Source organism: Rhizobium sp. 01N447_2, from assembly GCF_056399245.1.
The window spans coordinates 77,546-83,545 of sequence record NZ_JBFTQY010000026.1 but is presented as its reverse complement, the minus strand read 5'-3'; the positions used below and the strand labels follow the sequence as shown (position 1 = coordinate 83,545).

Annotated in this window: 5 protein-coding genes and 1 pseudogene; 1 reads left to right on the top strand and 5 read right to left on the bottom strand. The window is 60.8% G+C overall.

All coding sequences use genetic code 11. The features are described 5' to 3' along the window. Positions 1 to 181 precede the first annotated feature (181 nt). Positions 182 to 574, top strand: coding sequence for a DoxX family protein (locus tag AC1ECN_RS19345; protein ID WP_024322688.1), 393 nt, complete (start codon positions 182 to 184; stop codon positions 572 to 574). A 42-nt stretch (positions 575 to 616) separates the two neighbouring features. On the opposite strand, the gene sugE is transcribed toward AC1ECN_RS19345, so the two are convergent. From sugE to AC1ECN_RS19320, 5 genes and pseudogenes are all read right to left on the bottom strand, one after another. Next, positions 617 to 931 (bottom strand): quaternary ammonium compound efflux SMR transporter SugE, encoded by a 315-nt coding sequence (gene sugE, locus AC1ECN_RS19340; RefSeq protein ID WP_477953837.1) that lies wholly within the window; start codon positions 929 to 931, stop codon positions 617 to 619. Positions 932 to 1,143: 212 nt separating this feature from the next. Then, the gene (locus tag AC1ECN_RS19335; RefSeq protein WP_024322686.1) at positions 1,144 to 1,611 is read right to left on the bottom strand and encodes a YaiI/YqxD family protein; all 468 of its coding nucleotides are present in this window, start codon (positions 1,609 to 1,611) and stop codon (positions 1,144 to 1,146) included. A 557-nt stretch (positions 1,612 to 2,168) separates the two neighbouring features. Further along, a pseudogene (locus tag AC1ECN_RS19330) lies at positions 2,169 to 3,073 on the bottom strand (zinc-binding dehydrogenase); the annotation flags it as partial. Between the two features lie 114 nt (positions 3,074 to 3,187). Continuing rightward, complete coding sequence (locus tag AC1ECN_RS19325) at positions 3,188 to 5,197, bottom strand: acetyl-CoA carboxylase biotin carboxylase subunit (protein ID WP_024322685.1); 2,010 nt, start codon at positions 5,195 to 5,197, stop codon at positions 3,188 to 3,190. A gap of 75 nt (positions 5,198 to 5,272) precedes the next feature. After that, positions 5,273 to 5,977: a hypothetical protein gene (locus AC1ECN_RS19320; protein ID WP_018485886.1), complete on the bottom strand. Its 705-nt coding sequence runs from the start codon at positions 5,975 to 5,977 to the stop codon at positions 5,273 to 5,275. Between the last annotated feature and the right edge of the window lie 23 nt (positions 5,978 to 6,000).

The following is a 6,000-nucleotide window of genomic DNA, read 5'->3' as shown; positions in this document are numbered from 1 at the left end:
GGTATGCCCTTCGCCGATCGCCTCTGCCCTGACGAAAACCTGCTCCGGCAGAATGCTGCAATCTGACCAGGAAAGGCTCTAACTGCTGTCGAAAATGTGAACGGCCGTCAGTGATCCGTGTGTTCAATCCTTGCCGAGGACAGGCTAACGCTCGACTCTTATTGTTTTAAAGGAGAGGTTAATGTCAACTTTCGAGCGTCTTTCTGCCTATCGCCCCTATGGGCTGGCCGCTCTCAGAATCATCACCGCGCTGCTGTTCATCGAACACGGGACGATGAAGCTTTTCGCTTTCCCGGCTGCGCAGATGGCCGGCTCGTTGCCGCCGCTGATGCTTTTCGCCGCCCTTCTGGAGCTTATCGGCGGTATCCTCATTCTCGTCGGCCTGCTGACGCGCCCTGTCGCCTTCCTCCTCGCCGGCGAAATGGCGGTCGCCTATTTCATGGCGCATGCCCCGAACAGCTTTTTCCCGGCCGTCAACCAGGGCGATGCCGCGATCCTGTTCTGCTTCGTTTTCCTCTACCTGTTCTTCTCCGGTCCCGGCGCTTTTGCCGTCGATAATCGCAAGACAGCCTGAACGATACACTGAGGGGCGTCGGCGACGCCCCTCAACCTCACATCACGCGGTAAGCTTCAGACCGGCGATGCCGGCGAYAATCAGCGCGATGCAGGCAAGACGGGAGACACTTGCCTCATCACCAAGCAGCCAGATGCCGAGAAATACGGTGCCGACCGTGCCGGTGCCGGTCCAGACCGCATAGGCAGTGCCGATCGGCAGATGCTTCACCGCCAGGCCGAGCAGCACGATGCTGATGACCATCGATATGACGGTCAGCGCCGTCGGCAGCGGCCGGGTGAAGCCATCGGTATATTTAAGGCCGATCGCCCAACCACATTCGAAAAGACCGGCGAGAAAAAGCAGAAACCAGGCCATGCGACTCTCCTTGTTCAAGAGCGAGGCCGTCCCCGCGACAGTTGCATCCTGGGGATGCCGCAGTCGTCTGCGATGACGCCTATATGCGTGAGGAGGCGGCGGTGTTCAAGGTCGGAATCGGCACAGCTGCCATGCCATCCGTTTCTTGCGGCCTACAGCGCCGCGCGTCTTTTAGATGTGCAAAGGACGCTGTCGCACCTTTAGTTGCTGCATCACGGCTGCCCACCAGCCTCCGCGGCAAGGCTTTTGGCGCGGCGGCAGAGGCGATCGAAGGTTTCGAGGAAGCGTGAGCGGTCTTTCGGGCTGAAGGCGGCGTTGTAGCCCTTGCTCTCGCCGGTTTCGCGCAAGTGCGCGCCGAGATCGCGCATGGCGCTCGCCATGCCGATATTGGTCTCGTCGAAAACGCGCCCTGTGGGTCCGCTGACGAAGGCGCCGGTAGCGACACAGCGCACAGCGAGCGGCACATCGGCGGTGACAACGACATCGCCCGTGCCGGCGCGTTCGGCGATCCAGTTGTCGGCGGCATCGAAGGCGTTGGAGACGATGACGTTGTGAACCATCGGATCGCGCGAGGGGCGCAGACCGGAATTGGCAACGAAGGTGACTTCAAGGCCGTGACGTTCGGCGACCCTCAGGATTTCCGGCTTCACCGGGCAGGCATCGGCGTCGACATAGATCAAGGGCTGCTTACCTCACTTAGAGCACGATGCCGAAAAGCGTGAGCGGTTTTCGGCATCGTGCTCTAATTCTTTGATTTAGATCCGGATTTAATTTTTAGGTCGATCCGACCTAAAAACTTCCGGATCTAATGCCGACGCCTGATACGCGCGGATTACTCGCGAGTCCAGATTTCGCTCGAAACCTTTTCCGAGCCGCCATAAGTCCAGACACCCTGCCAGCTGCCGTCCGGCTGCTCGAAGTACATGGCGATGCCGAAATTCTCCTTGGAGACGTAACCGACGGAGATCGCTGTGTCCTCGTCGCTGGCCGGACCCATTTCGAAACGATCGCCGCTGAATTTTGCACCGAGGCCGGTGCCGATCGACTCGTTCTTACCGATCATCCAGTCGACGATATAGGTCTCGCCGTTGCGAAGCACCTTGACGGTGCCCTGATACTTGCTGCCGTCCTCGCTGGTGCCGGCGACCTTGTAAGAACCTGTGGGGTCCGCAAGTGCGATGGCGGGCAGTAACACAAATGCGCAAGCTGAAATAACAGTCCGAAAAATCATAGGGTCCACCACGCCGCGGATGCTCTTGCCCGAATGCATCAGCTCGAAGCCCTTGTTGATGTCTTCGAGCGGCATGGTGTGGGTGATCATCGGATCGATCTGGATCTTGCCTTGCATGTACCATTCGACGATCTTCGGCACGTCGGTACGGCCGCGGGCGCCGCCGAAAGCCGTGCCCATCCAGTTGCGGCCGGTGACCAGCTGGAACGGACGGGTGGAGATTTCCTGGCCTGCACCGGCAACGCCGATGATAACCGACTTGCCCCAGCCGCGGTGCGAGGCTTCCAGTGCCTGGCGCATCACCTTGGTGTTGCCGGTGCAATCGAAGGTGTAGTCGGCGCCGCCGATCAGGTCGCCGTTGCGTTTGGTCAGGTTGACGAGGTAAGGCACGATGTCGTCACCGACCTCCTTCGGATTGACGAAGTGGGTCATGCCGAACTTTTCGCCCCAGGCCTTGCGATCATTGTTGATATCGACGCCGATGATCATGTCGGCACCGGCAAGCTTCAGACCCTGAAGCACGTTGAGACCGATGCCGCCGAGCCCGAAGACGATCGCCGTGGCGCCGATCTCGACCTTGGCGGAGTTGATGACCGCACCGATGCCGGTGGTCACGCCGCAGCCGATGTAGCAGATCTTGTCGAACGGCGCGTCGGGATTGACCTTGGCAAGGGCGATCTCCGGCAGCACGGTGAAGTTCGAAAAGGTTGAGCACCCCATATAGTGGTGGATCTTGTCCTTGCCGATCGAAAAGCGCGAGGTGCCGTCCGGAGGGTGAAATCATCGGTGTGGCAGATGCCCGTCGCCTTGACCTCGACCAGCACTTCGCCGGCCCGCGGCCCCTCCAGCTGCACGGTCATCACTTCCAGCGGTTTTCCTGCCTGAACGGCAACGGCGGCGCGAACGTCCATCTTGATATCTCCCTGTCGATTTTTGTTGGTTCCCAGCTGATTTATCGGGCTGAGCTTGGCATGGTCGGCGAATTCGGCTCAAGCGAAAACGGCCGGTCGCCCGGTCTTTTCCTCTCAGGCGAATTCCATGATCACGGCATCGACGGCCAGGCTTTCACCGGCTGCGGCATTGATCTTCGAGACGACGAGATCACGGTCGGCGCGCAGCACGTTCTCCATCTTCATCGCTTCGACGATCGCAAGCGTCTCACCGGCCTTGACCTCCTGGCCCTCGGCAACCGCGATGGCGACGACGAGGCCGGGCATCGGGCAGAGCAGGAGCTTGGAGGTATCGGGCGGCAGCTTCACCGGCATCAGCCTGTCGAGTTCGGCATGACGCGGCGAAAAGACCTTGGCAATCACCGAAAGCCCCTGCCAGTCGATACGCAACCCGTTCGGAACGGGGCGAATCTGCGCGGTAACGTCGCGACCGCCGACCTTGCCGCTCCAGACCGGGTCGCCTGGTCTCCAATCGGTGACAACGCTGTTGTTCTCGCCCTCGATCGCGATGTCCATATCGAAGGGGATGGTGACGAGACCGTCGAGCAATCGTGCCGCGACGTACTTGTCGCCAATCTTGATCACCCAGTGCTCGCGCAGCGCGCCCGATGCAGCGCGCAGGCGATCGGCGAAACGTTCACGACGGTTCGCCTCGATCAACGAGGCGGAGAGGGCGATCGCGGCAAGCACGGCGTCTTCCGACTGCTCCGGTTTCATCGGCGCGAAGCCGTCAGGATATTCCTCGGCGATGAAGCCTGTGGAAAGCCGGCCCTCGCGCCAGCGCGGATGTTTCATCAGCGCCGACAGGAAAGGAACATTGTGCTCGATGCCATCGACGACGAAGCCGTCGAGCGCCCGGCCCATGGCGTCGATCGCCTCGAGCCGTGTCGGCGCCCAGGTGCAGAGCTTGGCGATCATCGGATCGTAATACATCGAAATCTCGGCACCCTCGAAGACGCCGGTATCGTTGCGGACGACGACATTGCCGGTCTTGCCTTCCGCCGGCGGGCGGTAACGCGTCAGGCGGCCGATCGAGGGCAGGAAGTTGCGGTAGGGATCTTCGGCATAGAGCCGGCTCTCGATCGCCCATCCGTCGAGCCTGATGTCCTCCTGAGTAAAGGGAAGGGGCTCTCCCGCTGCGACCCGGATCATCTGCTCGACAAGATCGATGCCGGTGATGAGTTCGGTCACGGGATGTTCGACCTGCAGGCGGGTGTTCATTTCGAGGAAATAGAAATTGCGATCGCGGTCGACGATGAATTCGACGGTGCCGGCGCTCTGGTAATCGACGGCCTTGGCGAGCGCCACCGATTGCTCGCCCATCGCCTTGCGGGTGGCCTCATCGAGGAAGGGCGAGGGCGCCTCTTCCGCCACCTTCTGGTTGCGCCGCTGGATCGAGCATTCACGTTCGCCGAGATAGACGACGTTGCCATGCGCGTCGGCCAGCACCTGGATCTCGATATGGCGTGGCTCGACGATGTATTTCTCGATGAAGACGCGGTCGTCACCGAAGGAGCTTTTCGCCTCGGAGCGGGCACGCTCGAAGCCGTCGCGCACTTCTGCCTGGTTCCATGCAATGCGCATGCCCTTGCCGCCGCCGCCAGCCGATGCCTTGATCATGACGGGATAACCGATCCCGCCAGCGATTACCTCCGCATGGGCCGCATCCTCGATGATGCCAAGATGGCCGGGCACTGTGGATACACCGGCGGCATTGGCGAATTTCTTCGATTCGATCTTGTCGCCCATCGCCATGATGGCCTTCGGCTTCGGGCCGATGAAGACGATACCCTGTTTTTCCAGTTCGGCGCAGAAGGAGGCGCGTTCGGACAGGAAGCCGTAGCCGGGATGCACCGCCTCGGCGCCCGTCGCCTTGCAGGCCGCGATGATCTTTTCGGCAGCCAGATAACTCTCCGACGCTGCGGCGGGGCCGATATGCACAGCCTCGTCAGCCATCTCGACATGCAGCGCGTCCCGATCCGCATCCGAATAGACCGCGACGGTCAGAATTCCCATGCGGCGCGCAGTCTTGATCACGCGGCAGGCGATTTCGCCGCGATTCGCGATCAGGATTTTCTTGAACATCGAGACTCCACCCAGAAATGCATCCCGGAGTTTTACGCACAAAACACCGGAACGCACAATCAGGCTTGCGGAGCGTCAGGCGACAGCGGCTGCCGAGACTGGTTCCTCGTCGACGATGCGCAGCCAGCGGCTGCGACGCGGCTCGGCATAATCGCGCAGCTCGACGGCGGCCATGATCCCCGCCCAGTGCGGATGATTGGCGCCAGCCAGCGTTGCCCGCTCGATCTGCTGGAGCACGCCGTATTCGACCGACGAGACGGGGATGACGCCGCCTTCGGCCACGCTTCTGAAGATGCGCATCGCAAAATCGACGTCCTGACGGGAGATGCCCCGGCGATCGATGGCACGCGACAGCTTGTAGCCACCGATATTGTCGGTGATCGCCAGGCGGAGCTGATCGAGGGCGAGCGCTCTCAACTCGCCCGGGACATCGGCCGAGATCTCCATGACGTGAAGAATGAGCTCRAGTTCCAGCGCCGAGTTGACGACACCATCGGTCGTAAACATGCGCATGATCCAGGCGACGTTGATTTCATCAAGCGAGCCTTGCGGATACGTGTAATGGACGATGAAACCGGCGAGCTGCTCCACAAAGAAAGCGTTCCAAGCGGCACATTTTTCAGGGCAGGAATTGTTGAGCGCCAACATCGCCACGACATCGTCTGATGTCCGGATGCCCTGCGGGAAGGCATGTTTGCGCAGCAGTATCATATCTTCGGCCGTCAGCCGATGCTTGCCGGCCACGATACAGGCCGGAAAAGCGAGACGAAATTCGCTCATGTTTTAACTCCAGGCTTCATCAT

Coding starts and splice junctions, on each gene's coding strand:
- AC1ECN_RS19325 (WP_024322685.1), bottom strand. CDS start 5,197: ATGTTCAAGAAAATCCTGATCGCGAATCGCGGCGAAATCGCCTGCCGC.
- AC1ECN_RS19345 (WP_024322688.1), top strand. CDS start 182: ATGTCAACTTTCGAGCGTCTTTCTGCCTATCGCCCCTATGGGCTGGCC.